The sequence below is a fragment of the Micromonospora sp. NPDC005979 genome, assembly GCF_040614415.1.
GTDB lineage: Bacteria > Actinomycetota > Actinomycetes > Mycobacteriales > Micromonosporaceae > Micromonospora.
This window is the reverse complement of sequence record NZ_JBEXUR010000003.1, coordinates 402,588-428,902: the sequence shown is the minus strand read 5'-3', so window position 1 is coordinate 428,902 and position 26,315 is coordinate 402,588. Positions and strand designations below refer to the sequence as shown.

Annotated in this window: 24 protein-coding genes and 1 riboswitch; of the genes, 11 read left to right on the top strand and 13 right to left on the bottom strand. The window is 73.0% G+C overall.

Going from position 1 to position 26,315, the window contains the following annotated elements; translation table 11 throughout:
• Positions 1-124: 124 nt before the first annotated feature.
• From ABZ272_RS08135 to eccB, 7 genes are all read right to left on the bottom strand, one after another.
• Positions 125-532 (bottom strand): TIGR03618 family F420-dependent PPOX class oxidoreductase, encoded by a 408-nt coding sequence (locus tag ABZ272_RS08135; protein ID WP_355049161.1) that lies wholly within the window; start codon positions 530-532, stop codon positions 125-127.
• A 31-nt stretch (positions 533-563) separates the two neighbouring features.
• The gene (locus tag ABZ272_RS08130) at positions 564-902 is read right to left on the bottom strand and encodes a YkvA family protein (protein ID WP_355049160.1); all 339 of its coding nucleotides are present in this window, start codon (positions 900-902) and stop codon (positions 564-566) included.
• A 78-nt stretch (positions 903-980) separates the two neighbouring features.
• Entirely contained in the window at positions 981-1,778 is a 798-nt protein-coding gene (locus ABZ272_RS08125) for a hypothetical protein (protein ID WP_355049159.1), read from the bottom strand.
• A gap of 235 nt (positions 1,779-2,013) precedes the next feature.
• Positions 2,014-2,367, bottom strand: coding sequence for a hypothetical protein (locus ABZ272_RS08120; protein ID WP_355049158.1), 354 nt, complete (start codon positions 2,365-2,367; stop codon positions 2,014-2,016).
• Positions 2,368-2,549: 182 nt separating this feature from the next.
• On the bottom strand, positions 2,550-3,809 hold the full coding sequence (locus ABZ272_RS08115) for a hypothetical protein (RefSeq protein WP_355049157.1): 1,260 nt from the start codon (positions 3,807-3,809) through the stop codon (positions 2,550-2,552).
• Positions 3,802-4,170, bottom strand: coding sequence for a hypothetical protein (locus ABZ272_RS08110; protein ID WP_355049156.1), 369 nt, complete (start codon positions 4,168-4,170; stop codon positions 3,802-3,804). The genes ABZ272_RS08115 and ABZ272_RS08110 overlap by 8 nt, the downstream gene beginning before the upstream one ends.
• Positions 4,171-4,289: 119 nt before the next feature.
• Positions 4,290-5,795: a type VII secretion protein EccB gene (eccB, locus tag ABZ272_RS08105; protein ID WP_355049155.1), complete on the bottom strand. Its 1,506-nt coding sequence runs from the start codon at positions 5,793-5,795 to the stop codon at positions 4,290-4,292.
• 148 nt (positions 5,796-5,943) lie between these two features.
• Between eccB and ABZ272_RS08100 the strand changes: the two genes are divergently transcribed.
• Positions 5,944-7,134, top strand: coding sequence for a type VII secretion protein EccE (locus tag ABZ272_RS08100; protein WP_355049154.1), 1,191 nt, complete (start codon positions 5,944-5,946; stop codon positions 7,132-7,134).
• An 8-nt stretch (positions 7,135-7,142) separates the two neighbouring features.
• Here the strand turns inward: ABZ272_RS08100 and eccD are convergent, their stop codons facing one another.
• Positions 7,143-8,543: a type VII secretion integral membrane protein EccD gene (gene eccD / locus ABZ272_RS08095; protein ID WP_355049153.1), complete on the bottom strand. Its 1,401-nt coding sequence runs from the start codon at positions 8,541-8,543 to the stop codon at positions 7,143-7,145.
• Positions 8,544-8,709: 166 nt separating this feature from the next.
• On the opposite strand from eccD, the gene eccCa reads away from it, so the two are divergent.
• The 6 genes from eccCa to ABZ272_RS08065 all read left to right on the top strand — a co-directional run bounded on the left by eccCa (position 8,710) and on the right by ABZ272_RS08065 (position 17,053).
• Complete coding sequence (gene eccCa, locus ABZ272_RS08090) at positions 8,710-12,672, top strand: type VII secretion protein EccCa (protein ID WP_355049152.1); 3,963 nt, start codon at positions 8,710-8,712, stop codon at positions 12,670-12,672.
• A gap of 206 nt (positions 12,673-12,878) precedes the next feature.
• Complete coding sequence (locus tag ABZ272_RS08085; protein WP_355049151.1) at positions 12,879-13,187, top strand: WXG100 family type VII secretion target; 309 nt, start codon at positions 12,879-12,881, stop codon at positions 13,185-13,187.
• 25 nt (positions 13,188-13,212) lie between these two features.
• Entirely contained in the window at positions 13,213-13,491 is a 279-nt protein-coding gene (locus tag ABZ272_RS08080; protein ID WP_007454922.1) for a WXG100 family type VII secretion target, read from the top strand.
• A gap of 117 nt (positions 13,492-13,608) precedes the next feature.
• Entirely contained in the window at positions 13,609-15,084 is a 1,476-nt protein-coding gene (locus ABZ272_RS08075; protein ID WP_355049150.1) for a S8 family serine peptidase, read from the top strand.
• 37 nt (positions 15,085-15,121) lie between these two features.
• Positions 15,122-15,685, top strand: a complete 564-nt coding sequence (locus ABZ272_RS08070; RefSeq protein WP_355049149.1) for a hypothetical protein — start codon at positions 15,122-15,124, stop codon at positions 15,683-15,685.
• Positions 15,686-15,703: 18 nt separating this feature from the next.
• Positions 15,704-17,053, top strand: coding sequence for a WXG100 family type VII secretion target (locus tag ABZ272_RS08065; protein ID WP_355049148.1), 1,350 nt, complete (start codon positions 15,704-15,706; stop codon positions 17,051-17,053).
• A 52-nt stretch (positions 17,054-17,105) separates the two neighbouring features.
• On the opposite strand, the gene mycP is transcribed toward ABZ272_RS08065, so the two are convergent.
• A complete protein-coding gene (gene mycP, locus ABZ272_RS08060; RefSeq protein WP_355049147.1) occupies positions 17,106-18,344 on the bottom strand; it encodes a type VII secretion-associated serine protease mycosin in 1,239 nt (412 codons plus the stop codon).
• 75 nt (positions 18,345-18,419) lie between these two features.
• Entirely contained in the window at positions 18,420-18,737 is a 318-nt protein-coding gene (locus tag ABZ272_RS08055; RefSeq protein ID WP_355049146.1) for a MarR family winged helix-turn-helix transcriptional regulator, read from the bottom strand.
• Between the two features lie 161 nt (positions 18,738-18,898).
• Here ABZ272_RS08055 and ABZ272_RS08050 point away from each other — a divergent pair, with 161 nt between their 5' ends.
• Entirely contained in the window at positions 18,899-19,606 is a 708-nt protein-coding gene (locus ABZ272_RS08050) for a carbonic anhydrase (protein ID WP_355049145.1), read from the top strand.
• 59 nt (positions 19,607-19,665) lie between these two features.
• On the opposite strand, the gene ABZ272_RS08045 is transcribed toward ABZ272_RS08050, so the two are convergent.
• On the bottom strand, positions 19,666-20,688 hold the full coding sequence (locus tag ABZ272_RS08045; protein ID WP_355049144.1) for a hypothetical protein: 1,023 nt from the start codon (positions 20,686-20,688) through the stop codon (positions 19,666-19,668).
• A gap of 3 nt (positions 20,689-20,691) precedes the next feature.
• A riboswitch (cyclic di-AMP (ydaO/yuaA leader) is annotated at positions 20,692-20,823 on the bottom strand.
• Between the two features lie 166 nt (positions 20,824-20,989).
• Positions 20,990-22,348: a YibE/F family protein gene (locus ABZ272_RS08040; RefSeq protein ID WP_355049143.1), complete on the bottom strand. Its 1,359-nt coding sequence runs from the start codon at positions 22,346-22,348 to the stop codon at positions 20,990-20,992.
• A gap of 313 nt (positions 22,349-22,661) precedes the next feature.
• Between ABZ272_RS08040 and ABZ272_RS08035 the strand changes: the two genes are divergently transcribed.
• A complete protein-coding gene (locus tag ABZ272_RS08035; protein ID WP_355049142.1) occupies positions 22,662-24,731 on the top strand; it encodes a heavy metal translocating P-type ATPase in 2,070 nt (689 codons plus the stop codon).
• A gap of 21 nt (positions 24,732-24,752) precedes the next feature.
• On the opposite strand, the gene ABZ272_RS08030 is transcribed toward ABZ272_RS08035, so the two are convergent.
• Entirely contained in the window at positions 24,753-25,049 is a 297-nt protein-coding gene (locus ABZ272_RS08030; protein WP_007454936.1) for a metal-sensitive transcriptional regulator, read from the bottom strand.
• A 95-nt stretch (positions 25,050-25,144) separates the two neighbouring features.
• Between ABZ272_RS08030 and ABZ272_RS08025 the strand changes: the two genes are divergently transcribed.
• A complete protein-coding gene (locus ABZ272_RS08025) occupies positions 25,145-25,354 on the top strand; it encodes a copper ion binding protein (RefSeq protein WP_355049141.1) in 210 nt (69 codons plus the stop codon).
• Between the two features lie 13 nt (positions 25,355-25,367).
• Positions 25,368-26,306 (top strand): hypothetical protein, encoded by a 939-nt coding sequence (locus ABZ272_RS08020; RefSeq protein WP_355049140.1) that lies wholly within the window; start codon positions 25,368-25,370, stop codon positions 26,304-26,306.
• Positions 26,307-26,315 lie beyond the last annotated feature (9 nt).

Below are 26,315 nucleotides of genomic sequence, written 5' to 3'. Positions count from 1 at the left end.
GCTGCCGTTGCGGGCGTCGTGACCTGGCGTAACGACCACCGACGGTGGGGGATTCCGTGCGCGGGGACGCTCACGTTCACGGCCCACCATTGAGGCGCTAACCCGACATCTGCCGTGACAGGCGTCAGAGGCTGCCGAGTAGTCCCGTCACGGTGATCTCGAGGACCACCCGCTCCGGATTCGGGCGCGGGGTCCGATAACGCTCGGCGTACCGGCGTTCCGCCTCGGCGACGGAGGCTCGGTCCGATCGGAGCACCGCCCGGCCCTCGATCGTCAACCAGCGACGGCCGTCCACGTGGCAGACGGCCACCGGAGTGCCCTCCGGCCCGGCGGCGGCCACCTGCCGAGCCTTGCGGGACGTGCCGGAGGTGATCACGCGGGCCAGCCCGCCCACCGGATCGAGGGTGACTCCGACGGGTACCACGTGGGGGGTGCCGTCGGCGCGCAGGGTGGTCAGCGTCGCGAGGTGCCGCTCCGCGCAGAATGCCGCCACCCGGTCGTCGTGGATGTCCAGCCGATGATCACCGGCCACGTGCGTCCTCCGTCGTGTGCGCCAAACCTGATCATCGTACGGAGCGGGTGCGGTCCGGGGTCGACGGACCGTCCGGCTGCCCGGGCAGACTACGGCCCGCCGCCCGGCGCTTGTGGACGAGCCGCGTGAGGTAGATCAGCGCGCCGGCCAGGACGCCCATGTCGTCCAGGTAGATCGGGTCCGGGAGGATGTCCACCGGGAAGATCGTGTAGATCAACGCTCCGTAGAAGGCCACCTTGCCGCCCGCGCCGAGCCCGGTGAGCAGCCGCCTCGTACGCACCACACGCACCGCCAGCACCACCGCGCCGACCAGTGTGGCGAGCGCCAGGATGCCGGCGATCACCACGAGGACCCACGACTGTCGGGACATGCCGTCACGCTAACCCACCGACGCCGAGCCGGCTCGGAACGCTCGTCCCGCGCGGATCGTGCGAGCCGCTGCTCTGGGTCAGAACGCCGGCACCGCCGCCCGACCACGGGCGACCACCGTGTTCTCCCGGGTCTGCTCGACGGCTGGCCGGAGGACCTCGCTGAGCGGCAGCACCGAGGCCGACTCCGCCGTGCGCCGTCCGGTTGCCGCGTGGGCCTCCGCACGGAGACTGCGTGCCGCCGCCACGGCCAGCTCCGCGGCCCGCCAGGTTGCCTGCTCGGTCTCCACGGCGCCGGCGTGCTTGGCCGCCAGGTTGTCGCGGACGGCCCGTTGCAGCACGAGTTCCTGCTCGACGGGGTGCAGCCGCGGATCCCAGCCGTCCCGGTGGGCGAAGACGTCACTGAGTTGCTCCACCGACAGTTCCCGCCGCCAGTACGCGTCCAGCGCGGCCCGGTGCAGGTAGCGCTCGCGGTCGGCGTACTCGGCGGGTGTCCGGGCGGTCTGCGGCAACGGCATCGCGGCTGCCGCGCCGAGCCGCCGCACACCCGCCTCGGCCGCCTCCAACGCCTGCCAGGCGGCCTCGACGGTCTCCTGCGCGGCCACCCACTCGGCCCGTCGGCGCTGGGCGGTGGCGGCGGCGCGTTCGGCGGCCACCGCGATCTCCTGCGCGTAGCGGCGCTGTTCCCGCTGCTCCTGCGCCTGTTCGAGATGGCTGGGCATGGCCGCGTCGCGGATGCGGGCGGCCGGGTCGAGGCGGAGACGGCCGGGTCGTACCAGGAGCGCGGCGACGGCGAACACGACCACCCCGAGCAGGCTCAGCCAGATGGCGGCGGCCCGGGGTACGTCGGGCAGGACGGCGGAGAGGACGGTCTGCATGATCAGCACCTCGCGGTCGAATGACGGTGTCGAGGGATGGGTCCCGACCGGGAAGGGCCGGTCGCTTCGAGGCGTCGGGCTCCGAGTGGTCGGGGTGAGCTGTTCCGAAGGCGGGCCGGGGCGCAGAGCCGTCGCCGAGCTGGCGTGCCCGAACGGGTGCTGCTGCGCGTCGGGCACCCGGACGACGACCCGGAGGTGGGTCAGACGAAGCGGCGGGTGACCCGGCGGACCGGGGTCAGCGCGCGGGAGGCCCGCGTCGGGGCGGGGTGCCCCGACCGGGCATGCCAGCCGGCGCGTGCTCCGTGCCCACGAAGACCGGGCCGGCCGGTGCGACGGTGTCCGCGTCGGCCGGCGCGGTAGGGGCCGGCTGGCTCGTACGCTCGGTGGTCGGTGCGGCTTCGGGTCGGACGGTGTCCACCCGGCTGCTCACGGCGGTGGGGCGCAGTTGCGCCTCCGCGGGCGGGGTGGCGGCGAGGGCGCCGCCGAGACCGACCGCCAGCACCAGCGCGGTGACCGCCAGCCGGGTCAGCTCCCGTAGCGACCACAGCACGGCCCAGCGGGCCGGGCGGACCACAGCTACGGACGACACCCGACCAACCTATCGCCCGGCGCGACGCGACGCAGCACGACGGTGGGCACAACCGGGGTGACCAGGACCACCGTCGACACTGTGGACGGTCCCGATCCGGGGTCGGGCGGCCCGCCGAACCACGTGACCCCGCCGGAACGGGTCCGACGGGGTCACGTGGGGTTGTCTGCGGTTGCCGGCGTTCAGCCCCCGGTGCCGAGCACCGGCGGCGCGGCGTCCCCGCCGTCGCCCCACACCATCTCGTCCTCGGTCAGCCAGGTCAGCCGGTCGTCGGACTCGTCATCCTCGGCCCGGCCCTGACCGCCGAGCACTCCGGGACGACCGGTGCCCGTCCGGCCGGCTGCGGCGGCCCGACCGGGCTCACCACGCCGGCCGTCGATGCTCCGCCCCACGCCGCTGGCCGAACGGTTCTCCGCCCCGGCAGCGCCGCCGGTCGGCCGGCCCGACGTGGTGGGAGTGCTGCCGGAGCCGGCGAGCGCGGAGGTGCGCAGCACCCCGCCGGCCGGCGCGCCGCCCGGTGCCCCGAAGAGCAGGCTCGGGGCGCCTCCGGCGCTCGCGGGCATGGTGGTCGGCCCGGACAGACCGGCCAGCCCGGCCGCCCCGCCGGCGAGCAGAGCCCCGCTGACCAGTGGGTCCGCGCCGGCGAGGGAGGTGCCTGCGGCGTCGCCGGCGGAGCCATCCGGCCCGATGGCGACGATCGACGCGCCGCCGTCGTGGCCGGGAACAGAGTCGCCCCCAGCGGTCGGCGGAGGAGCCACGCCCTCGGGTGTCGCGATGGTCGCGTCGCCCCGGTGCGCGGTGAGACCGGTGGCGGTCGGAGCGCCCGACGGCGTCGTGCTGGACGGGCCACTGCGTGGCGTCGGCCGATCGTCGTTGACCGTGCGCGGCAACTCCACGTCCGGCGGAGGCGGGTCCACCACCCGGTCGTAGGCGGAGAGGTCGTAACCGGCGGCCAGCTCGGCCACGAGGCTCACCATCCGCTGGTGGGCCTTCTCCTGCTCCTCCTTGTCCTGCTGGTGGCCCATGATGCCGCCGACCACCGCGCCGGGCAGGCCGAAGGCGGAGCCCTTGAGCACGCCCGAGATGGCCTGGTCGTTGTCGTCGGTCTCCTCGGGGCTCTCCGCCTTCTTGTGCGCGGCGCGCAGTTGGCCGGCCATCATGGTCAGACCCTGCTTGACGCCGGACATGCCCTCGCCCAGGGCGTCGGAGTGGTCGACGATCAGGGTTAGCCGCCGCTGGAACTCCCGGCCCGCCGGGCCCGTCCAGGTGTTGCCGAGCTTCTGGAGGTCGCCGCGCAACTCACGCCCGAGGCCGTCCAGGATGCCCTTGAGGGCGGCCCACTGGGCGGCGACCCCTTCGATCTGCTCCGGCTTGCCGACCATCACCGCGTCGTACAGCTCCTGGTGGCTCCGACCCTGGTAACGCTGGGTGTACTCAGACACGCCCATCCCCCTTCGGCTGCAACGCCCGGTCGACCCCGGTCAGCGCGGCGGTGATGTCGGTGGCGTTGGCCGCGATCCGCGCCTCGGCGGTGCGGTAGTTGGCCAGGATGGTGCCGGTGGCCTGCTGCGCGGCCTGCACCGCCTGCCGGAGCCGCTCGGCCTGCTCCACGTACGACTGGTGGACCTCGCTGTAGCGGCGCGAATTCTGGGTCGCGTCATCGAACGAGCCGAGGGCCGGCGGAGTGCACTGCATCTCGGTGTTGAGCTTGCGCAGCACCGACTCGGCCTGACTCAGCCGCAACGCGAGGTGCTGGTGGAAGTCCTCAAGGGACAGCAGGTCGACTTCCGTACGCCCGGTCATGGCAACATCCCCGTCGTTCTGGTTGACAACCGTCAGCGGATCCAGGTTAGTCCACCTCCGCGAGCCGGGGCGACCCGTATGAACAGCTCAGTCGTCGGCGCCGGTCGATACCTCGGGGCTCAGCCGCCGGTGCCGTCACTCGCCGGGGTGCTCGCGCCGGGCGTCGGTGAGCTGGACGGCGAGGGCGGCTGCGACGGCGGCGTGGTCGTCCCCGCGTCACCTGGCGCGAACTGCGCGAGCGCGGACTCCTGGTCCAGGGTCGGCCCGGTCGGGATCAACGCGAGCAGCGAGCCGGGCACCGCCAGCGGGGTGACCCCTTCGTAGCCGAGGGCGGACCGCGCCTCGGGCGAGCCGAGCGGGTACCGGACACCCTGGGGGCTGATCAGGTAGACCGTCGTGCCAGCGGCGCCGGAGCCGCTGGTCCCGGCGCCGGGCGCAGCCTGGGCGAGTACGCCCTTGCCGCCGGGCAGCAGCACCGACTCGGCCGTTCGCACCGCGTCCCGGGCGCCCTGGCGTACCGGTACCGAACCCGGCTCGGTGCCCGCCAGCTCCGCCGGCACCCGGTCGAAGACCTCCAGCGTGGTGGTCGGCGGGCCACCGGCGGCGCCCTCCCGGTACGTCGCGCAGAGCAGCGTCTGTCCGGCCCGGGCCGGATACAGGGTCGGCAGCGTCCTCGGCATCCCGTCCGCGTCCACCCGCTGCTCCGTCAGGAGACGCCCGGCCTGATCGGGCGTGATGTCGGTGATCCGACCGCCGCCACTGATGAGCAGCAGCGCGGTGATCTCACTGATCGAGACGAGACCCTCGCGCGCCAGGACGTAGTACTGACCGGCCGCCTGGAAGACCTGGCCGATGGTGGCGGGCCGACCGGCCACGCTCAACCCGCTGCGCTCACCCAGGCCGGGCAGCGACGGCTTGCGCAGCGGCGGTCCGGCCGGTACGGCGTTGAGGAGCTGCTGCCCGACCGGCAGCGGCGCCGTACCCGTCATCCGCAGCGCCGCGACGGCCTGGTCACCACCCCGCACCTCCAGTCGGGAGTCGGCGGCGAGCAGGTGCCGCTGACCGTCCACGGTGACCAGAACCGCGCGGTCACCGAGCGGCGTGCCGCCCGGCAGCGCCCGATTGATCACGACGCGGGTGGTGGAGTGACGCGGGCCGACCGGGTCGGGCACGTCGCAGACCGACCACGGCAGGCCCGTCAACGACTTGCGGTCCGGCAGCGCGTCGGGCGCCCCGACGATGCCGACGGTACGGCCGCGTGGCCGGTCCCGCAGCGATGCCTGCGACATGGTGCGCACCGTGGGGTCCGGCTCGTTCAGGATTAGCCGCGCCGAGGTGTAGTTGAGCGTCGGGTGCAGCTGACCCTGGGCGTACACGTAGGTGGCGCCGGTCTCCCGCTCGATGACCAGCGTGTTCTCGTCCAACGGTGCGGTGTTCCCGGTCAACTGGCCGTACGCGCCCACGCCGCCCAGGACCACCGCGGCGGCGATGACGCTGCCGATGACCGCCATGCCGAGCCGTCGCATCGGCAGGTTGGTGGTCTCCGGATCACCCGACAGCAGCGCGGAGACGATCCGGCGGGTGACGAAGCGGTACGCCTGCACCTGATCGCGGCGGGTCCGCATGACTTACCTCCGGCGGGGTGGATCCGCGACGATGTCCTCGGGGTGCCGTCGCGGGCTTCCCTACGATAAGGGGCCGACGGCCGGTCCTCGGGGCCACCGCCGGACCACCCCGGCTCGGGGCCGTACCGTCCAGGAGGGACAGTCAGCGATGACCCAGGTTCAGGCGCCACCCGCGGATGCCGTCGCCAGCCCGTCCGGTGTTCCGGCGGCGCGGGTCACCCCTGCGGCCGACCGGCCGGGCCGGGGGCGCATCGGTCCGGTGCTGGTCGGCCAGCTCGTCGTACTCGAGGTCTGTGCCGTCGCCGTCTGGGCCGCGACGGCCGGTCCGACCTGGCTGCTCGGGACGGTGGCTGTCGTGGCGGCTGTGGTCGTGCTGTCCGCGTTCGCCCGGCGCGGTGGTCGCTGGTGGTTCGAGGACGTGTTGCTGCGCCGCCGGATGCGTCGCCGTCGTGAACGGGCTGCCGCGGCTCTGGCCGGCGGTGCGGCCGCGGATCCCCGGCTGGCCGCGCTGGCGCCCGAACTGGGCGTGATCGAGCTGACCGACCGGGGCACCCGGCTGGGCATCGGGCAGGACGACCAGGGTTGGTTCGCGGCGGTCGCGTTGCAGCCGGCCACCGGCGCCGCGGTCGGCTCGGTGGAGGCGTCGACCGTCGACCGCGCGTTGCGGGTGCTCGCGGAGTTCTCGGCGCCGGTCTCCCGAGCCCAGGTGGTCGCGCACACCCTGGTCTGGTACCCGGCTGCGGGCGCGCCACCGGCCGCACACCGCACCGTGTGGGTGGCGCTGCGGCTCACGGTCCGCGACGCACGGGTCGAGACGGTGAGCCGGGGTGGCGGTCTGCCGGGCGTCCACCGCACGCTGGCCGCCGGGATCGGCCGGTTGGGCAAGGCGTTGACGGCGGCCGGGCTGGCCCACCGGCCGCTGGGCCGCGACGAGCTGCGCGCCGCGGTGGTCTCGGCTGCCGGACTGGACCTGGTGCCGGAGCCGCCGGCGGAAACCTGGTCGGGGTTGCGTGGCGGTGGCTGGACGCACCGCTGCCTGACCCTGCGCGGCCGGCCGGGCGCGCCACTCGGCCCGCTGGTGGACGCGATCACCGCCACGTCCGCGCCGTCGCACACGGTGGCGGCGGCGGTGTCGCCCGACGGACGTGTGGCGTCCCCGCTGCTGCGGGTCGCGGCCATGGACAACCACGTCGAGGCCCTGGTCAAGGTCGTCCGGGACATGGCGCACCGGGCCGGTATGCCGGCCCGGCCGATGGACGGCCAGCACGGGCCGGGTGTCTACGCCAGCGCGCCGGTCGCCTCGGCGCTCGGCGGCGTCGCCCGCCGGCAGCCCCGCTGACGGTCCCGTCAGGGACGCAGGTTGACGATCCAGTCGTACATGCCGCAGACCCAGACGGCGAGCGGCACCAACGCGATGATCAGCAGGATCTCAACGATGTCGAGCAGCCGACCCCACACCGGTGAGATCCGCTTGCCGGCGACGGACAGGCCGTAGATCAGGCTGACCACGGCCGCCAGCAGCAGCCCGCCGAGGATCAGGCCGAGCCGGACCGCCAGCGCGCCGCCCGCGAAGGTCGCGGCGGCCGCCAGGCCCAGCCCGACGGTGCCGGCGAGCAGCACCGGAACACGCTGCGCCCGGCCCAGCAGCGGACGCGCCCGCAGCAGCGACAGCAGGGCCAGCACCAGACACAGCAGCACGGCCGCCAGCCTGCCGTCCAGGGCCAGCACCAGCTCCGCGCCGAGGACCAGCAACGACAACGTCCACAGCAGAGCGGTGAGGAACGCGTCGGCGCGGTCGCTGCGCTCGAGCACCCGCCGCCCGTCCACCGTCTCGCTGTCGGTCTTCAGGTCGTCCGGACCGGTGGGGATCGACGGCACCGGCAGGCGGGCCAGCCGGTAGGCCACCATCGGCAGCGCCGGCACCAGGCCGAAGGCGACGGCCGCCACCACCGCGGCACCGGCGGCGGCGTCGATGCCGAGGAGCAGGCAGAGCAGCGCGCCCACGCCGGCCCCCGCGCCGAGGCCGATCGCGGCGAAGAAGAGGGGGTACCGGTCGTCACCGACGGCCAGCACGGCCACCGCCCCGGCGACCACCACGGCGGTCGCCGCGAGCAGGACGTGTGGGCTGGCCAACTCGGTCAGCTTCCGGTCCCCGGCGAGCAGCAGCAGGCCACCGGTACCCGCGTAGAGCAGCCCGGCCATCGCCAGCACCGAGCCCGTCCGGCTGTCGCCCAGGGCCCGGGCGAGCACCGCCGCGCCGACCAGCAGCGCCACCGCGACCAGCAGGGCGGCCAGCGCTGCGGGCAGGTGCGGAGGGCCGGTGAACAGGGCCGCCACCGCGCCCGCGCCGAACGCCGCCGCGGCGAACAGCACGGCGAACGACCGGGTCGCGTCGACCTGCCAGGAGCCGGGCCGTTGCGTGGTGGCGGTGGCGACCGCGTCCACCACGTCGTCGAAGACGATCTCCGGGGCGGCGGCGGAGCGCGGGTTGAAGTACAGCACCTCGCCGTCGCGGACACCGAGCTGCGCGGCGGTACGACCACCGTCCAGAGGCGCCGCGCCGAGGCGGGACAGCGCCCAGCCGCCGTGCCGTACGCCGTCGTCGGCCAGGTCCTCGCCCGCGTAGCGCAGCAGGGTGGGCAGCAGGTCGGCCATCGGTACGTCCGACGGCAGCGCCAGGTCCATCCGGGTACGGGGGGCCACAATGGTGATCCGGCTCAGACCGCCGGTCGCCGACTTCGTAGCCACAGTGGCCTCCTGGTGTCCATCTATGATCAGCGGGCCGCGGCGCATCGGTGCGGGTGCACCGCGCCCACGGGAGATTACCTACGATGACGGGCACGTACAGTGCCCACCCGCGAGCTTCACGTCGCGTCGGCACGACGGCAGGGCCGCTTCTGGGGAGGAGACAGCCGTGAGCACGGTGGTGTTCCGCCGACCTCCGCGTCAACCGGGGCCGGCGTTGCCGCGTGGCGAGGTGGTGCTGGAGTCCCCGCCCGAGCTGCCCGAGCAGACACCGCGCGGGATGGGGCAGCTGCTCATGATCCTGCCGATGGTCTGCGGTGTCGGCGCGATGGCGTTCCTCTACGCCGGCCGAGGCGGCGGCATGATGACGTACGTCGCCGGTGGCCTGTTCGGTGTGTCGATGCTCGGCATGGCCATCGGCTCGCTCAGCAACGGCGGCAACGACAAGGCCGAGCTGAACGCCGACCGCCGCGACTACATGCGTTACCTGGCGCAGATGCGCAAGCGCACCCGTCGTGCGGCTGCCCAGCAGCGGGACGCGATGGACTGGCGGCACCCCGAGCCCGACGCGCTCTGGTCGATCGCGGCGTCCCGTCGGCTCTGGGAGCGTCGGATCACCGAGCCGGACTTCGGCGAGACGCGGATCGCGTTGGGCCCGCAGCGGCTCGCCGTGGAGATCGTCCCGCCGGAGACCAAGCCGGTCGAGGACCTGGAGCCGATGAGCGCGATCGCGCTGCGCCGGTTCGTCCGCGCGCACACCACGGTGCCCGAACTGCCGACCGCACTGTCGGTCCGCGCGTTCAGCCGGGTGGTGCTGCGCGGTGACCGGGACCCGGTGCTCGATCTGACGCGGGCGGCGCTGGGCCAGCTCGTGACCTTCCACGCCCCCGACGACCTGGTGATCGCCGTGGTCGCCGCGCCCGACCGGCAGCCGGTCTGGGAATGGGTGAAGTGGTTGCCGCACGCTCACCACAGTGGTCGGACGGACGCCGCCGGAGCGCGTCGTCTGGTCTTCGCCAGCCTGGCCGAGGCCGAGGCGTCCCTCGCCGCCGAGCTGGCCGGGCGACCCCGCTTCGCGGCCGAGGCGAAGCCGCTGACCACCGCGCCGCACCTCGTCGTGGTGGTCGACGGTGGCGAGATCTCCCCGACCTGCCAACTGGTGGGTCAGGGTCTGCTCGGCGTCACCCTGGTCGACCTGTCCGGGACGGTGCCGCGCGACGCCGGCCGCTGGTTGCTCTGCCTGGACGCGGGCGACGGCAACGCGCTCGACCTGATCCGGGGCAATTCGACCTCGCGCCTCGGCCGCCCCGACCGGCTCTGCGTCGAGGCGGCCGAAGGGCTGGCCCGGCAGATCGCGCCGTACCGGCTGTCGCAGCAGCAGACCAGCAACGACGAGCCGCTGGCCCGCAGCATGGAGCTCCCGGACCTGCTCGGTGTCGGCGACGCCGCGGCGGTGGACGTGCACCAGACGTGGCGGCCGCGCGGACACCGCGACCGGCTGCGCATCCCGCTGGGTGTCGGCCCGGACGGCAACGTGGTCGAGCTGGACTTCAAGGAGTCCGCGCACGAGGGCATGGGCCCGCACGGCCTGGTGATCGGCGCGACCGGTTCAGGCAAGAGCGAACTGCTCCGTACGGTGGTGGCCGCGCTCGCGGTGACCCATTCGTCGGAGGAGCTGAACTTCGTCCTGGTGGACTTCAAGGGTGGCGCGACGTTCGCCTCGTTGGAGGCGTTGCCGCACACCAGCGCGGTGATCACGAACCTGGCGGACGAGTTGCCGTTGGTCGACCGGATGCGCGACGCGCTCGCCGGTGAGATGGTGCGTCGGCAGGAGTTGCTGCGGGCGGCGGGCAACTATGTCTCGCGGTTCGAGTACGAGAAGGCGCGTGCGGCTGGGGAGCCGTTGGCGCCCATGCCGAGCCTGTTGATCATCTGCGACGAGTTCAGCGAGTTGTTGGCCGCGAAGCCGGACTTCATCGACCTGTTCGTGATGATCGGCCGGTTGGGTCGGTCGTTGGGTGTGCACCTGTTGCTGGCCTCGCAGCGGCTGGAGGAGGGCAAGCTGCGGGGTCTGGACACCCACCTGTCGTACCGGATCGGGTTGCGGACCTTCTCGGCCGTGGAGAGCCGGATCGTGCTCGGCGTACCCGACGCGTACGAGCTGCCGAGCGCGCCGGGGCACGGTTACCTGAAGACGGACACCAACACCATGCTGCGGTTCCGGGCCGCGTACGTCTCGGGGCCGTACCGGGCACCCGGCCAGCAGGCCTCCGCGTCGCAGGCCCTGGTGCAGCGTCGGATCGTGCCGTACGGGGTCAACTTCATCCCCGCGCAGGTTCCGCAGGTGTCGGTGGACACCGCGCCGGAGCCGGAGCAGCCGACCGACGGCAAGGCCGTGGCGATGCTGGACGTGCTGATCGAGCAGCTCAATGGGCGGGGCCGACCGGCGCACCAGGTGTGGCTGCCGCCGCTGGCCGACCCACCGGGCCTGGGCGAGCTGCTCGGCCCGCTGGCCGTCGACCCGACCTACGGGTTGTGTACGGCGTCCTGGCCGGGCCGGGGACGGCTGACGGTGCCGGTCGGCGTGGTGGACCGCCCGTACGAGCAGCGCCGCGATCCGATGATGGTCGAGCTGGCCGGCGCGGGCGGCAACGTGGTCATCGTCGGCGGTTCGCTCAGCGGCAAGAGCACCATGCTGCGGTCGCTCCTGGCCTCGTTGGCGCTCACCCACACGTCCCGCGAGGTGCAGTTCTTCTGTCTGGACTTCGGCGGTGGCGCGCTGCGCAGCCTGGAACGGCTGCCGCACATGGCCGGGGTGGCCGGGCGACGGGACGTCGAGGCGGTGCGCCGCACGGTGGCCGAGGTGGTCGCGGTGCTGGACGACCGGGAGACACGCTTCGCCCAGCACGGCATCGACTCGGTGGCGAGCTACCGACGTCGGCGGGCGGCCGGCGAGTTCGCCGACGACCCGTTCGGCGACGTGTTCCTGGTGGTGGACGGTTGGAACACGCTGCGCCAGGACTACGAGGAGCTGGAGCAGACGATCACGACGCTCGCCAACCGGGGCCTCGGCTTCGGGGTGCACGTCGTGCTCACGGCGGTGCGGTGGGCGGAGATCCGGATCAACATGCGGGACCTGCTCGGCACCAAGCTGGAGCTGCGTCTGGGCGACGCCGCCGAGTCCGAGATCGACCGGCGCTCGGCGATGAACGTGCCGGAGAAGTCGCCCGGTCGCGGCCTGACCCGGGACAAGTTGCACTTCCTGACGGCCATCTCGCGGATCGACGGTCGGCGCGACATCGAGGACCTGAGCGAGGCGTCGGTCGCGCTCGCCGGGCATGTGGCGGCGAACTGGCCGGGACGTCCCGCGCCGAAGGTACGGCTGCTGCCGCGCCGGCTGCCGGTGCCCGAGCTGGCGCGCATCATCGACCGGTCGGCGCCCGGCCTGCCGATCGGGGTCAACGAATCGGCGCTCGCGCCGGTCTACCTGGACCTGGCGAACGAGCCGCACCTGACCGTCTTCGGCGACGCCGAGTGCGGCAAGACCAACCTGCTGCGGCTCATCGCCCGGGGCATCACCGAGCGGTACACCCCCGCCCAGGCCCGCCTGGTGATCGCCGACTACCGGCGTGGCCTGTTGGGCGCGGTCGAGGGCGATCACCTGCTCGACTACGCGCCGTCCAACCAGGCGTTCGCGCAGGGGCTCGCCTCGATCCGCAGCGCGCTGTCCAACCGTCTTCCGGGCCCGGACGTGACCACCGCCCAGCTGCGGGACCGCAGCTGGTGGAAGGGTCCGGACCTGTACATCCTGGTCGACGACTACGACCTGGTCGCCTCCGGCGGCAGCAACCCGCTGAGCGCCCTGCACGAGCTGCTGCCGCAGGCCCGGGACATCGGCCTGCACCTGATCATCACCCGCCGGGTCGGCGGGGTGGCGCGGGCGCTCTACGAGCCGGTGCTGCAACGCCTGCGTGAGCTGGACTCGCCCGGCCTGCTGATGTCCGGCAACCGGGAGGAGGGCGCGGTGTTCGGCACGTTGCGTCCGAGCCCGCAGCCACCTGGTCGGGGCACACTCGTGCGGCGGCGCGACGGTCAGCAGCTCATTCAGACCGCCTGGTCCGAGCCGGCCTGATCGAGCCGTCCGGGTGGTCCGTACGGGTCGTCCCACCGGCCCGATCCACCATCATCCATCGAACCGCCCCGGTCAGGGCTGCGGTGGCTGGACGGATTCCGCTACCGTCTCTGGTGGAGTGTCCGTCGGTGGGGTGTTGCTGCCTTGCCGCGGGGGAGGGGCGCGGCAAAGCCGCCGCCACACAACATGACGGAAGGGTGTGAAGCATGGCGTTCGAGGTCGAAGCTGCGACTCTGCATACCGCCGCGAGTGACGTGCGGTCCACGCGCAGCGAGGTTGACGGCGAGCTGAAGAAGCTGTGGAACGTAGTCGACGACCTGGCCATGGCGTGGAAGGGTCAGGCGTCCACGGGGTTCCAGTCGCTCATGACTCGCTGGAACGAGGACACCGTGAGTCTGCTGACCGCGATGGACAACATCGCGGACCTGCTCGACAAGTCGGGTACGACGCACCAGGTCAACGACGAGGAGCAGCAGCAGATGCTGGACAAGTTCCACTCTGCTCTCAACCCGTGATCCGTAGCCAGCAGAGGAGGAAGTCGTGACGATCAAGGTTGACTACGCGGTCCTCGAGAGCAGCAACCAGCAGATGCAGGCCATCTCGAAGACCATCGACGAGAAGCTGGACACGCTGCGGTCGATGCTGTCCAAGCTCGAGTGGGAGGGCGAGGACCGCACCGCCTACGAGCAGCACCAGGCGAAGTGGGACTCGTCGGTCCGGGACATCAACCGGATCCTGAACGAGATCGGTGGTGCCGTCGGCATCGCCCGCGAGAACTACGTCTCGACCGAGATGAGCAACTCCAAGGTCTGGGGCTGACACAATCACCGATGCGGCTCCGGTCCGGCTCGACCGGGCCGGAGCCGCATCGTGTTGGCGTCGGCGGGATACGGGAGAGCGATGCGTACGGGGAAGCCTTTCCGATCGACACGGGCCGTGGGCGCGGCCGCGTTGGCGCTCTGCGCCGCGCTGGCCCCAGCGGTGACCGTCGCACCGGCACCGGCCCAGGCCGCTGACACGGTCCGTGGCCTCCAGTGGTACCTGGATTATCTCAAGATCCCCGCCGCGCACCAGATCACCAAGGGCGCGGGTGTCACGGTCGCCGTCGTCGACGCTGGAGTCGAAGCAGATCATCCCGACCTGCGTGGCCAGGTGCTCGCGGGGCACGGCACCAACGTCACGGCCGCCCGGGACGGCCGGCGTGACGACGACAAGGAGAAGGGGCACGGCACCTCGATGGCCGGCATCATCGCCGGGCGCGGCGGTGGCGCGACGCACGAGTTGGGCATCGCCCCGGCCGCGAAGATCCTCCCGGTCTCGATGGGGGCCAGGTCGAGCACCGACGACGTGGTCCTGGGTATCCGGTGGGCGGCGGACAACGGTGCCGACGTCATCAATCTCTCGCTGAGAATCGCGCAGCCGGTGGCTCCTCCCGAACTCGTGGACGCCATCAATTACGCGTTGAGCAAGAACGCCGTGGTGGTCGCGTCTGCGGGCAACATCGAGCAGGGCGACCGCGAGGTCACCGCGCCGGCCAACATCCCCGGCGTCATCGCCGTCTCCGGGTTCGACAAGCGGGGCGGTTTCTTCGCTGGCTCGGTGCAGGGCCCGGAGACCGTCATCGCCAGTCCGATGGAGAGCATCATCGCCCCCGCGCCCAAGGTGGTCTCGCCGAACGGCTATTCGCTGAGCAGCGGCACCAGTTCGGCGGGCGCCATCATCTCGGGTGTGGTGGCGCTGATCCGCGCGAAGTATCCGAAGCTCGACGCGCCCAACGTCATCAGCCGCCTTATCGAGACCGCCCGCGACGCCGGTCCCGCCGGTCGGGACCCGCAGTTCGGCTTCGGCCGGGTCGACCCGGTCGCCGCCCTGACCCGCTCGGTACCCACCGTGACGGCGAACCCGCTGCTGGAGGGCGAGGCGGCCGGTCCGACCCGCCCCGGCGGCGCTGACAAACCGGGTGACGACGACGGCCCGGCGGTCGAGTTCGGCGTCTCGAACAAGGCCGGCGCGATCGTCCAGGCAGCGCTCTGCCTCGGCGTACCGATCATCGGGTTGATCGTGCTGTTCGTGGTGTTGCGACGCCGCAAGCGGCGCACGCCGCCGGCGGCCGTCGGTCCGTACCCGGGTGCACCAGGCATGCCGCCACCCGGCTGGCCCGCCACCCAGCCACCACCGGCCGGCTACGGCCCGCCGCCGGGCCAGCCCGGCCCGGGGTATGGCCCGCCGCCGGGCCAGCCCGGCCCGGGGTATGGCCCGCCGCCGGGCCAGCCCGGCCCGGGGTATGGCCCGCCGCCGGGCCAGCCCATCCAGGGTTATCCGCCGGCGCCGAGCGCTCCGGCGACACCGCCGGCCGGGGCCGGCTGGCCGGGCTCGGGCCCGCCGTCGCCGGGCCCGCCCCAGCAGCAGTGAGCGCACACCACCAGTCAGGGTTTCGGGGAGGGGACCGATGACGGACGACAGGACCACCCAGCCGGAACGGTACGTGAACGACGACCTCTACATTCCGGTTCCGGTGGGCGGGATACCGACGTCGGGCCTCGCCGTGACCGGCCTCGAACTCGACAACGTCAACCACGCCGCGACGCCGGAGGGCTTGATCGCCGCGCCCGGTGAGGCCGGCGTCAAGACCGAGTGGGACGCGACCAGCCTGGACTCGGCCATCACCTGGCTGGAGACCCACGCCGCGTACCTGAACAAGCTCAGCTACGACATGGTCGACATCCAGGACCTGATGGGTGGGGCGGCCGGCGGCGTGGCGGGTGGGGCCGGCGGCCAGCCGAGCCCGCTCGGGGGGTTCGACTGGGCGGCCCGGCTGGCCGCCAAGCACCAGGGGCTCTACCAGGGCACCGAGTCCGGTGTCCGCAAGCTGTCGCAGAGCCTGTACGACGCGGCGGAGGCGCTGCGCCAGGTCAAGCAGAACTACGAGACGGCGGAGGAGCAGAACAGGATGTCCGCCGCCGAGATGCAGCGTGTCTTCGGCGACGTGGCCGGCAACGGCGACGGACGCTAGGACGGGGGAGGACGGCAGATGGGCCTGAGCTGGGAAGAGATGTGCCAGAAGGTCGTCATCGACGGCCGGCCGGGTGACGTGGAGAGCGCCGCCCTCGGTTGGGAGCAACTGCTCAAGAATCTCAACAACGTCAAGCAGAGCCTCGAGTCCAACATCAAGGATCTGGGTACGACCTGGAAGGGCCCGGCGTACGAGGCGTTCAAGGGCCACGTCGAGCAGATCGCCAAGGACACCGGGCAGATCGTGGCCGACGCCGAAAAGGGCAACGGCATCGTCCAGTCGCTCAAGTCCGCCGCAGACCAACTCACCGCCGCCCAGCGGGACTTCCCGATCCCGGCGACCTGCGTCAACGACGTGCTGGAGGCGCGCAACGCCAAGCTGACCCTCGGGGTCGGCTTCTTCGAGGCGAAGGTCTCGCCGGATTTCCTGGGCTGGTTCGACCCGGTGACCGCGATCGCCGACTGGATCAACGACCAGTCGGAGGACGCCGCCCGGGTCTACGAGCAGGTGCGCGGTGACTACCAGGCCACCGCGCCCGGCACCCCCGGCGAGGCTGGCAACACCCGACAAAGCACTCCGACAACCGAGACTCCTGATCTGGACACCGGTGGCGGCGGCGGTGGCGGGGGCGGCGGCGTGCCGAAGCTCGGTGGCGGTGGTGGCGGTGGTGGCGGTGGTGGCCTGGGTGCCACACCCTCGATCGGTACCAGCGACATGCCGGGCACCGGCAACCTGAACAGCGGGTCCGGCACCCACCCCGACCTCTCCGGCGGGTACGACACCGGCACGGGCGACTACCCGGGCACCGGCGGCGTGCCGAGCGTCGGCGGCGCGGACGACGAGTTCAGTAGCGGCCTCGCGGGCGCGGGCGGTGGCGGTTCCCCCGGGTTGGGCTCCGGCCTCGGCTCCGGTGGCCTGGGCTCCTCGCCCGGGCTCGGCGGCGGTGGTGGCGGCCTGGGTAGCGCCGGGGGAGGCGTCGGCGCTCTCGCGGGTGGCGGTGCGCTCGGTCGGGCGGTCTCCCCGGGCATGGGCCCGATGATGGGTGGCGGCGCGGCGGGTGCCGGTCGCGGTGGCGGCCGGGGTGCCGGTGGTCGGCTCGGCGCGGGCGGCAAGCTGGCCGGTGGCATGGCGCCCGGTATGGGTGGCGTCGCCGGTGGTGGTGGCGCTGGTGCCGGCCGGGGTGGCGCCGGTCGTGGCGCGACGGGTGCCGGGGGGCGTGGCGCGGGTGCGCGCGGCGCCGGTGGCCTGGCCGGCGCGGGTACCGGTGCCGGTTACGGCGAGGAGGACACCGCCCGCAACACCTGGCTGGAAGAGGACGAGGACGTGTGGGGCGCGGACGGCGGCGGCACCTCCGGCATCCTGCGCTGAGCGCTGCGGCACGGCGCTGGTGTGGTCGACCGCATCAGCGCCGTGACCGGGCTCAGCCGGCGACCTGCTCGTCCGTGCGGCGGCCGGCACGCCAGCCGCGTCGGCGGCCCCGCGCCACGATCGGCCGAGTGACCAGCAGCAGTACGGTGAGCAGCGCGCCGACCAGGGCCGCCCAGATCGCCGTGGTGCGTTGCCAGCTCAGCGGATCCGCTGCGGAAGCAGGCGGGGCGAGCGCGCCGACCGGCGGGTTGGTGCGGGTGCCCAGCAGGCTCGACACCGCCCGGTACGGGTTGACCACGCCGTACCCGACCTCGGCGTTGCGGCCCTGTGGCGGGTTGTCCGCCGTACGCTCCAGCCGGTCGGCGACCTGCTCCGGGGTGAGGTCCGGGTAGGCGGCCCGGACGAGCGCCGCCGTCCCCGAGACGTACGCGGCGGCGAAGCTGGTGCCACCCGTCGGCTCGGCGCGGTAGCCGGCCCCACCGGGCGCGGGGCCGACGATGTTGAGGCCCGGCGCGGCGACGTCGACGTAGCTGCCACTGACCGAGGTGCCGACGTGCCCACCTTGCTCGTCCACACCGGCGACTGCGATGACGCCCGGGTAGGCGGCCGGGTACGCCGGCTTGTCCTCCTGTGTCTCCTGCCGGTTGCCGGCGGCGGCGACCAGGATCACCCGCTTGGCGAGGGCGCGTTCGACGGCCCGGGCCAGTTCGGGGCGGGGCAGGGTCACCAGGGACAGGTTGATCACGTCGGCGCCGTTGTCGACCGCCCAGTCGATGGCTGCGGCGATCTGACCGGGCAGCGCCTCGTCGTTGGTGCCCTTGGCGTTGGGCAGCACCCGGATGGGCAGGATGCGGGCGGCCGGGGCGACACCGCTGAACGGCGCTCCGGTGCCGTCCTGGCCGGCGATGATGCCGGCGACCATCGTGCCGTGGCCGGCCAGGTCGCACTGGCCCCGGTAGTCGGTCAGGTTGTTGAAGTCGCGCCCGGGCAGAACCTGGTTCTTGAGGGCGGGGTGGAGGGCCGAGACCCCGGAGTCGATGACCGCCACCGTCACCCCGGCGCCTCGCGAGATCGGCCAGGCCGAGACCGGATCCAGCCGTTGCAGCGCCCACGGCATCTCCGCCAGGCCGTCCTCACCGGGCGGGCCGCAGACGGGTGCCGCCGCTGCCGCCGGCACGCATGGGGCCACCACCAGGGCGATCCCGAGCAGGGTCGCGACAGTTCCACTGAGGACAGCGCGGACGGTACGGCGGGGTGGTTCGGTCGCGCTCGGCGGCAGGCATTCGCGCACCCGCAGAGATTACCGCTGCGCCGCGTCGCGCAGCGGCCCGGCGACGCCGGCCGAGACCACGGCGCACGACGGTCGTCAGGGAGTGTCGTCGCCGGGGGCGGGGGTGAACAGCGCGAGGAGGTCACCGACCTGCACCTCGGCCTCGGCGGGGTGCCGGAACCGGCCGGCGGGGTTGAGGGTGTACTCGTTGCGACGCCCCACCCGGGTGCGGTGCAGGTAACCCTCGGCCTCCAGGTCGGCGACGATGGCCTGGGCGGCCCGCTCGGTGACGCCCACCTCCGCCGCCACGTCACGGAGCCGGGCGGTGGGGTCGCGGGCGATGGCGAGCAGCACATGGCCGTGGTTGGTGAGGAATGTCCAGTTCCGGCCGCCTCCGGCCGTCGTGCTCGCCATCGTGGGGGCCGCCTTTCCGGGTCAACGTATGAAATCTAAATCACGCATATCTTGACGCATCTTGCCGTGCGTGTGACCGTTGAGCGCGAGCCAGCGCCCGCCGCCGGCCCGGTTTGAAAAGGCCGTTGAGCAGGTCAAACGCGTGGAGACGAGGTGCGGGGATGAGCCGTTCCGGTACGCCCGGCGGGCAGCCGGGCACCCAGCGGACCGTCGAGCAGGCGCCGGTCTCGACCGAGCCGGCCCGAGCGTACGCCGAGCTGGTCTCCGGCAACCGTCGCTTCGTCGCCGGAGAGCCGCGCCACCCCAACCAGGATGCCGGGCACCGGGCCGCCGTGGCGGACGGGCAGCACCCCTTCGCGGTGATCGTCGGCTGCTCCGACTCGCGGCTGGCCGCCGAGATCATCTTCGACCGAGGGCTGGGTGACCTCTTCGTCGTTCGGACCGCCGGCCACACCACCGGGCCCGAGGTGCTGGGCAGCGTCGAGTACGCGGTGGCCGTCCTCGGTGCCCCGCTGGTGGTGGTGCTCGGCCACGACTCCTGCGGCGCCGTGCAGGCGGCCCGCGAATCGGCGGCCACCGGCGTCGCGCCCCCGGGACATCTCCCAGCGGTGGTCGACGCGGTGCTGCCCAGCCTGCGACGAGCCGCGGCCGAGGGCGTGCACGACATCGACGGCATCGTCGACATCCACATCGCGCAGACCGTCGAGACGCTGCTCGGGCAGTCGCCCGTGCTGGCCGACGAGGTGGCGCGGGGGCGGTGCGCGGTGGTGGGGATGTCGTACCGGCTCGCCGCCGGGGCAGTACGACCCGTGACGTCCGTACCGGCCGGCGACGCCTCGGACGACTCGGCGGCCACCACCGCCGCCTGACCCGCGACGAGGGCCGCCCCGCTCGACGCGGGACGGCCCTCGAACTGCTGAACGTCGAATCAGAGCAACGACATGTGTACGTGGTCGGTGTGGTTCGACGGCCCGCTGTACGACTTCCAGCCGGTCGCCGGGAACCAGATCTGCCGGTTCCAGATCACGTAGTAGATGCCGAGCCGGTCGGCGTTGCGGATGAGGAACGCGGCCACGTTGTTGCCGTACATCCGGGTGTCGTCGTTGTGCCACGGGCTGAAGCCGCTCTTCTGCAACGACCAGTCACAGGCGCGGCCCTTCGGGTGCTCGTACGGTCCGCCGTTGCGGTGGCAGCCCACGAACCGGTTGAATCCGGCCCGCTTGACCTCCTTGTACGCGTGCAGCGTGCGCGGCGTGACGCAGCCGGAGGTGGTGGGGTCGTCCTCGCTGCACGACTGCGCCTTCCAGTCGCCGTCGGCGGTGCGACCCGGGCCGATCCGGGCGACCGGGGAGGTGGCGTCCACCAGGCCGCCGGTGAAGCCCTTGCCGCCGACCAGCGCGAGCGCCTTGTCCGCGTCGCGCTTGTCCTTCGCCATCAGCGCGGTCTGCTTCTGCTGCTCCCGGACCTCGGCGTCGAGGGCCAGCTTGGCCTGCTCGGCGCGGGACTTCACGGCGTTGACCTCGGCGAGCTTCTTCTCGTTGACCATGTTCATCTCGTCGAGCGCCGCGGCCCGCTGGACGAACGAGTCCGGGGCGTCGGCCTCCAGCAGCATCGCGATCGCGCCGACCCGTCCGGTCCGGTACGACTGAGCGGCGATCTGCGCGACCTGCGGGGCCAGCGCGGCGAGGTCGGCCTTCGCCCGGTCGACCTCGGCCGCCAGTTCGAGCTGCCGCTTCTTGGACTTGTCCAGTTTGGACTTGGCCGCCACGTAGTCCCGGTTGGTCTGCTCGATGACGTCGGTGAGCAGCTTGGGCTCGTCGCCGTCCTCCTCGTGCCCGGACGGGGTGGGGGTCGTCGGGGCGGCGTGGGCCGGGAGGGGTCCGGCGAGCACGGTCAGCGCAGCGAACACGGCCACCACAGGTGTCAACCAGCGGCGTAGGGGTGCCGTCACAATCTTCCCTTCCGTCGACCGCCGACCGGGTTAGCTGACGGGTTCGGGGCGGAAGTGGCCCCTACCGCTGTCGCGGATTCACCCCAGGTACCTGGGTCCCCGGCTCGCCGGTTGGCGATTGGGCGGTGGCACCGCAGGCGCCGCTGCGCGCCTTCGTCGGTGACCGGCAGCGAGGTTACCCGAGAGTCCACCGCCTGAGCTACGTCCTGATGCCGACTAAAAGCGTCATTTCGCCATGGCGTTGAGTGACCAGTGACGCGGTTCTCAGGGCGGGTGCCCGATCCGGTCACGCTGAGGAGTGTCACCATGCCGTATCCGTGCTCCTGTTCGGCTCTGGCCACCCGGTGGTGGCGGTGGATGGGGGTGTGCTCCGCTGCGGATCGGGCCCGTCGGCCCGACCCGCAGGCGGGGAACTGAGGGCGGCAAGCGCCTCCGTACGGTCCGCGCGGGGGCGCGGTGGCGGGGCGTCCGCGTCGGCCGGGGCCGTCGATCCGGCCGCGGTCACCACCGCCGCCAGCCCGGTGGTGAGGGGTACGGCGGCGATCAGGCCGAGCGTGGCGACCGCGCTGCGGACGATCTCCTGGGCGAGGAACTCGCTGGTCAGGATCTGCCCGACGGGACGCGAGTCGGCGGTGAGCAGGAGCAGCAGCGGCAGTGACGCGCCCGCGTACGCCAGCACGATGGTGTTGACCGTGGAGGCGATGTGCGCCCGGCCGACCCGGGTGGCGGCCCGGTAGAGCTGTCGCCGACCCAGCCCGGGGTTGGCGTTGGCCAGCTCGGTGACGGTGGCGGCCTGGGTGACGGTCACGTCGTCGAGTACCCCGAGTGAGCCGATGATGATCCCGGCGAGCAGCAGGCCGCGCAGGTCCACATCCGCCTGGAACATCGAGAGCGTGGTGGCGTCCTCGCTGCCGAAGCCGGTGAGCCGGGTGGCGGCGGTGGCGATGGTCGCGAGGACGCCGGTGAGCACCAGACTGCCCAGGGTGCCGAGGACCGCGACGGAGGTCTGCGCGGTCACTCCGTGTGTCAGGTAGAGCACCACGAACATGATCAGGGCCGCGCCGACCACCGCCACCAGCAGCGGTGACCGGCCCGCGCCGATGGCCGGCAACACGAAGGTGAGCAGGATGGCGAAGCTGGCGGCCAGGCCGGCGAGCGCGGCCAGACCCCGCCACCGGCCGAACGCGACGATGGCGGCGGCGAAGACCACCACGAGCCACACCAGTGGCGCCCCGCGCTGGTGCTCGGCGATGTTCCAGGTGCTGATGGTGGGATCGGTCGGATCGGTCAGCTCGACCAGGACGACGTCGTCGCCCACCTCGACCCGAGGCGCTCCGGGCCCGGCGGGGACGGGCGTGCTCACCTGCCGGTCGGCGCGCGGCCCGTCTTCGAGGAGTACGTCCACCGTGCCGCACGGCCCGCTGCTCGGCGTGCCCTCCGGGCTCGTCGAGGGCGGGCACGGTTCGGTCACCACCCGGGTCACCGTGCCGTGGTGGCGCGGCAGGTCCGCGCCACCGCCGCTCTTCGGTGCGCCGTCCCGGGGCCACAGCACCACGGCGGCGACGACGGTGGCCACGAAGAGCGGCACCACCGTCGCGACGAGGATCCGTCGTACCCGGGGCGGGGCGGGACGAGCGGAATGGCTGTGGTCGGAACCCAATGCGAGACTCCCAACGATCCGGTGCGGGGTACGTGCCGGCGGCCCGTGCGGTTCAGTTCCGCCGGACGAACGCGGGCACGAGCGCGTCGGTTCGCCGCCTGACGACCCGACAATCACAGAGAGTGATGAAGTGGCCCGGTCGGCGCCGTACGGGGCCGCGCCGTGGCGGCGCCGTCGCCCGTCTCGGTGGCGGGATCCGATGGGTCATCGCCGGACGATGCTAACCAGCGTGCCTGGAGGTCGCAGGTTGTGTGGACGTGTCGGGGGAGTCGAACCGCTGACACCGCCCCGGGCGCGGCGGGATGGTGGAGTCATGCCTGAGCCATCCACCGAGCACCGACAGCACGACGGGCACGCCGAGCACGACAAGCACGCCGGGCACGACAAGCACGACAAGCACGCGGGGCACGACCCGGCCATGTTCCGTCGCCGGTTCTGGGTCTGTCTGGTGCTCACCGTTCCGGTGGTCCTGACCAGTGACCTGGTGGTGGACCGGCTCGGGCTCCGGCTGGACGTGCCGGGTCGTTCCTGGGTGGGGCCGGTGCTCGGTTCGGTGGTGTTCCTCTGGGGTGGCTGGCCGTTCCTGGTCGGCGCGGTACGGGAGATCCGGGACCGCGCGCCGGGCATGATGCTGCTGGTCGCGATGGCGATCACCGTGGCGTACACCGCGTCGCTGGCGACCAGCCTGGGTGCCTTCGACCTGGACTTCTGGTGGGAGTTGGCCGCACTGGTCACCATCATGCTGCTCGGGCACTGGCAGGAGATGAAGGCCATCGGGCAGGCCCGTGGGGCGCTCGCGGCCCTGGCGGCGCTGCTGCCCGACGAGGCCGAGCGGGTGGCGGCGGACGGGCGGGTCGAGCGCGTACCGGTCGACGGGCTGCGGGTCGACGACGTGGTGCTGGTCCGACCCGGGGGTCGGGTTCCGGCCGACGGCCGGGTGGTCGACGGTGACGCGGAGTTGGACGAATCGATGATCACGGGCGAGTCGCGTCCGGTCGCCCGGTCGGCGGGCGATCGGGTGGTGGCCGGCACGGTCGCCACCGATTCGGCGATCCGGGTCCGTGTCGAGGCGCTGGGCGACGAGACCGCGCTCGCGGGCATCCAGCGCATGGTCGTGCAGGCGCAGCGCTCGGGCGGGCAGGCTCAACTGCTCGCCGACCGGTTCGCCGCCGCGCTGTTCTACGTGGCCGCCGGTACCGCCGTGCTCACCCTGGTGGTCTGGACCGCGCTCGGTGAGCCGGACGAGGCGGTGGTGCGTACCGTCACCGTTCTGGTGATCGCCTGCCCGCACGCGCTCGGCCTGGCCATCCCGCTCGTCGTCGCGCTCTCCACGGCGCTGGCGGCACGAAGCGGGATCCTGGTGAAGGATCGGCTCGCGTTGGAGCGGATGCGGTCCGTCGACGCGGTGCTGTTCGACAAGACCGGCACGCTGACCCGGGGCGAGCACGCGGTCACCGACCTGGTGACGGCCCCCGGCGTGGGCCGCGACGAGGCGTTGCGGATCGCCGCCGGTGTCGAGTCCGACAGCGAACATCCGCTGGCCCGGGCGATCGTGGCGGCGGCCGGGCCGGGTGGGCCGGCCCGGGCCGCCGGCTTCCGCTCGCTTCCGGGCCGCGGGGTGCGGGCCACCATCGACGGTACGGAGTACGCGGTGGGCGGGCCGGCCCTGCTGCGTGAGCGGGGTGGACCACTGCCGGACGAGCTGCGGGAGGCGACCGGGCGCTGGTCGTCACGAGGAGCCGTGGTGCTGTATCTCCTGCGGTTGCCGGACACGGTGCTCGGGGCGTTCGCGCTCACCGACGCGGTACGCCCGGAGGCCCGCGAGGCCATCGCCGAGCTGCGGGCGGATGGCGTCCGCACCATCGCCATGATCACCGGGGACGCGCGGTCGGTGGCCGAATCGGTCGCTGCCGACCTCGGCTTCCGGGCCGGGGTGGACGAGGTCTTCGCCGAGGTGCTGCCGGCCGACAAGGACAGCCGGGTGGCGGAACTCCAGCGGCGCGGGCTGACCGTGGCGATGGTCGGTGACGGGGTGAACGACGCGCCGGCGCTGGCCCGCGCCGACGTGGGCATCGCGATCGGGGCGGGCACCGACGTCGCGATCGAGTCCGCCGGGGTCGTGCTGGCGTCGTCCGATCCGCGCGGCGTCGGGGCCGTGGTCCGGCTCTCCCGGGCGTCGTACCGCAAGATGCGGCAGAACCTGGCCTGGGCCGCGAGCTACAACGTGGTGGCGTTGCCGCTGGCGGCGGGGGTGCTCGCCGGGGCCGGGGTGGCGCTGAGCCCGGCGGTGGCGGCCGTGCTGATGTCCGCGTCCACCATCGTGGTGGCGCTCAACGCGCAGTTGCTGCGCCGGGTACGTCTGGGGCCTGTTCCGGAAGAATGACCGGGAGCGGGAGTGCGGCGCTCAGCCGCGCTTCATGAGTCGGCCGACGGCCGCCATCATCTCAGTGGCCATCTCGTCGGCCCGGCCCTCGGCCGCCCCTTCGTGCATGCAGTGCCGGGCGTGCCCGTCGAGCAGGCCCAGGGCCACCTTGTCGAGCGCGGCCTGGATCGCGGAGATCTGGGTGAGCACGTCGATGCAGTAGCGGTCCTCGTCGACCATCTTCTCGATGCCCCGGACCTGTCCCTCCACCCGGCGCAGGCGCGCGAGCAGTTGGTCCTTGCTGGCGGTGTACCCGCGGATCGGTGTGGGTGCGGTCATGGCGACGAGGATAGCGTACCCCTAGGGGGTATGGTAATGTCCGATCCTGCCGGCATACCCCCACCGGGTACCGGTACTACGAGAGGAGCCGTCCGATGGTCGACACGACGTACCAGGTGCGGGGCATGACCTGCGGGCACTGCGTCAGCGCGGTCAGCGCCGAGGTGGGCGCGATCGAGGGCGTGCGCGACGTGCGGGTCGACCTCGCCACCGGCCAGGTCACCGTCAGCAGCGAGCAGCCCGTGAACACCGAGGCCGTCCGGGCCGCTGTCGACGAGGCCGGCTACGACCTCGTCGAGGCGTGAACGGAGGTCCGCGATGACCACGGTGACCAGGCTGGGCGCGTTCGCCCTCGGTCTCGCGGCGGTCTTCGGCGCGGCGTACGGGGTCGGTCGGGTGGTCGACCCGGCGGACCCGGTCGCGCAGAGCCGGCCCGACGTCGCCCACACCTCGGGCCCCACCACGAGCGGCGAGGTGGCCGACCTCGTTCCCGGCGGGTTGCTCGTCTCCGACCGGGGCTACACGCTCCAACACCTCACCGCGCCCGCCGGCCAGTTCGCCTTCCGGATCGACGGGCCGGACGGTCGGCCGGTCACCAGGTACGACGTCGCGCACGACAAACGGATGCACCTGATCGTCGCCCGCCGGGACCTGTCCGGCTTCCGGCACGTCCACCCCGATCTCGCCCCGGACGGCACCTGGCGGGTCGCCACCCCGCTGGCCGGCCCCGGGCAGTGGCGGGCGTTCGCCGACTTCACCCCGGCCGGGGGTGAGCCGTTGACCCTCGGCGTGGACGTGACCGTCCCCGGCGAGCTGACCGAGCGGACGCTGCCCGCCCCGGCGGCCAGCACCACGGTCGACGGTTACACCGTCACCCTGACCGGTACGCCGGAGCCGGGCCGGACCTCGGCGCTCACCCTGACGGTGAGCCGTGCCGGGCAGCCGGTCACCGACCTGGAGCCCTACCTCGGGGCGTACGGGCACCTGGTGGCGCTGCGTCGGGGCGATCTGGCGTACCTGCACGTGCACCCGGACGGGACGCCCGGCGACGGACGAACCCCGCCCGGCCCCGCCGTCACCTTCCACGCCGAGGTGCCCTCGGCCGGCGCCTACCGGCTCTACCTCGACTTCCAGCACGGTGGGCGGGTGCACACCGCCGAATTCACCATCGTGGCGGGCGTTGCCCCCGCCGCGACGGGCGAGCCGACACCGACCGGCGGGGCCGACCACGGCACCCCCGGGCACGGGCACGACTGACGGGACCGG

What these genes read in the sequence shown, in the direction of transcription:
- ABZ272_RS08130 (WP_355049160.1), bottom strand. Translation starts at nt 902, where the DNA reads ATGTCCCGACAGTCGTGGGTCCTCGTGGTGATCGCCGGCATCCTGGCG.
- ABZ272_RS08125 (WP_355049159.1), bottom strand. Translation starts at nt 1,778, where the DNA reads ATGCAGACCGTCCTCTCCGCCGTCCTGCCCGACGTACCCCGGGCCGCC.
- ABZ272_RS08110 (WP_355049156.1), bottom strand. Translation starts at nt 4,170, where the DNA reads ATGACCGGGCGTACGGAAGTCGACCTGCTGTCCCTTGAGGACTTCCAC.
- eccB (WP_355049155.1), bottom strand. Translation starts at nt 5,795, where the DNA reads ATGCGGACCCGCCGCGATCAGGTGCAGGCGTACCGCTTCGTCACCCGC.
- ABZ272_RS08100 (WP_355049154.1), top strand. Translation starts at nt 5,944, where the DNA reads ATGACCCAGGTTCAGGCGCCACCCGCGGATGCCGTCGCCAGCCCGTCC.
- ABZ272_RS08085 (WP_355049151.1), top strand. Translation starts at nt 12,879, where the DNA reads ATGGCGTTCGAGGTCGAAGCTGCGACTCTGCATACCGCCGCGAGTGAC.
- ABZ272_RS08070 (WP_355049149.1), top strand. Translation starts at nt 15,122, where the DNA reads ATGACGGACGACAGGACCACCCAGCCGGAACGGTACGTGAACGACGAC.
- ABZ272_RS08065 (WP_355049148.1), top strand. Translation starts at nt 15,704, where the DNA reads ATGGGCCTGAGCTGGGAAGAGATGTGCCAGAAGGTCGTCATCGACGGC.
- ABZ272_RS08055 (WP_355049146.1), bottom strand. Translation starts at nt 18,737, where the DNA reads ATGGCGAGCACGACGGCCGGAGGCGGCCGGAACTGGACATTCCTCACC.
- ABZ272_RS08050 (WP_355049145.1), top strand. Translation starts at nt 18,899, where the DNA reads ATGAGCCGTTCCGGTACGCCCGGCGGGCAGCCGGGCACCCAGCGGACC.
- ABZ272_RS08035 (WP_355049142.1), top strand. Translation starts at nt 22,662, where the DNA reads ATGCCTGAGCCATCCACCGAGCACCGACAGCACGACGGGCACGCCGAG.
- ABZ272_RS08030 (WP_007454936.1), bottom strand. Translation starts at nt 25,049, where the DNA reads ATGACCGCACCCACACCGATCCGCGGGTACACCGCCAGCAAGGACCAA.
- ABZ272_RS08025 (WP_355049141.1), top strand. Translation starts at nt 25,145, where the DNA reads ATGGTCGACACGACGTACCAGGTGCGGGGCATGACCTGCGGGCACTGC.
- ABZ272_RS08020 (WP_355049140.1), top strand. Translation starts at nt 25,368, where the DNA reads ATGACCACGGTGACCAGGCTGGGCGCGTTCGCCCTCGGTCTCGCGGCG.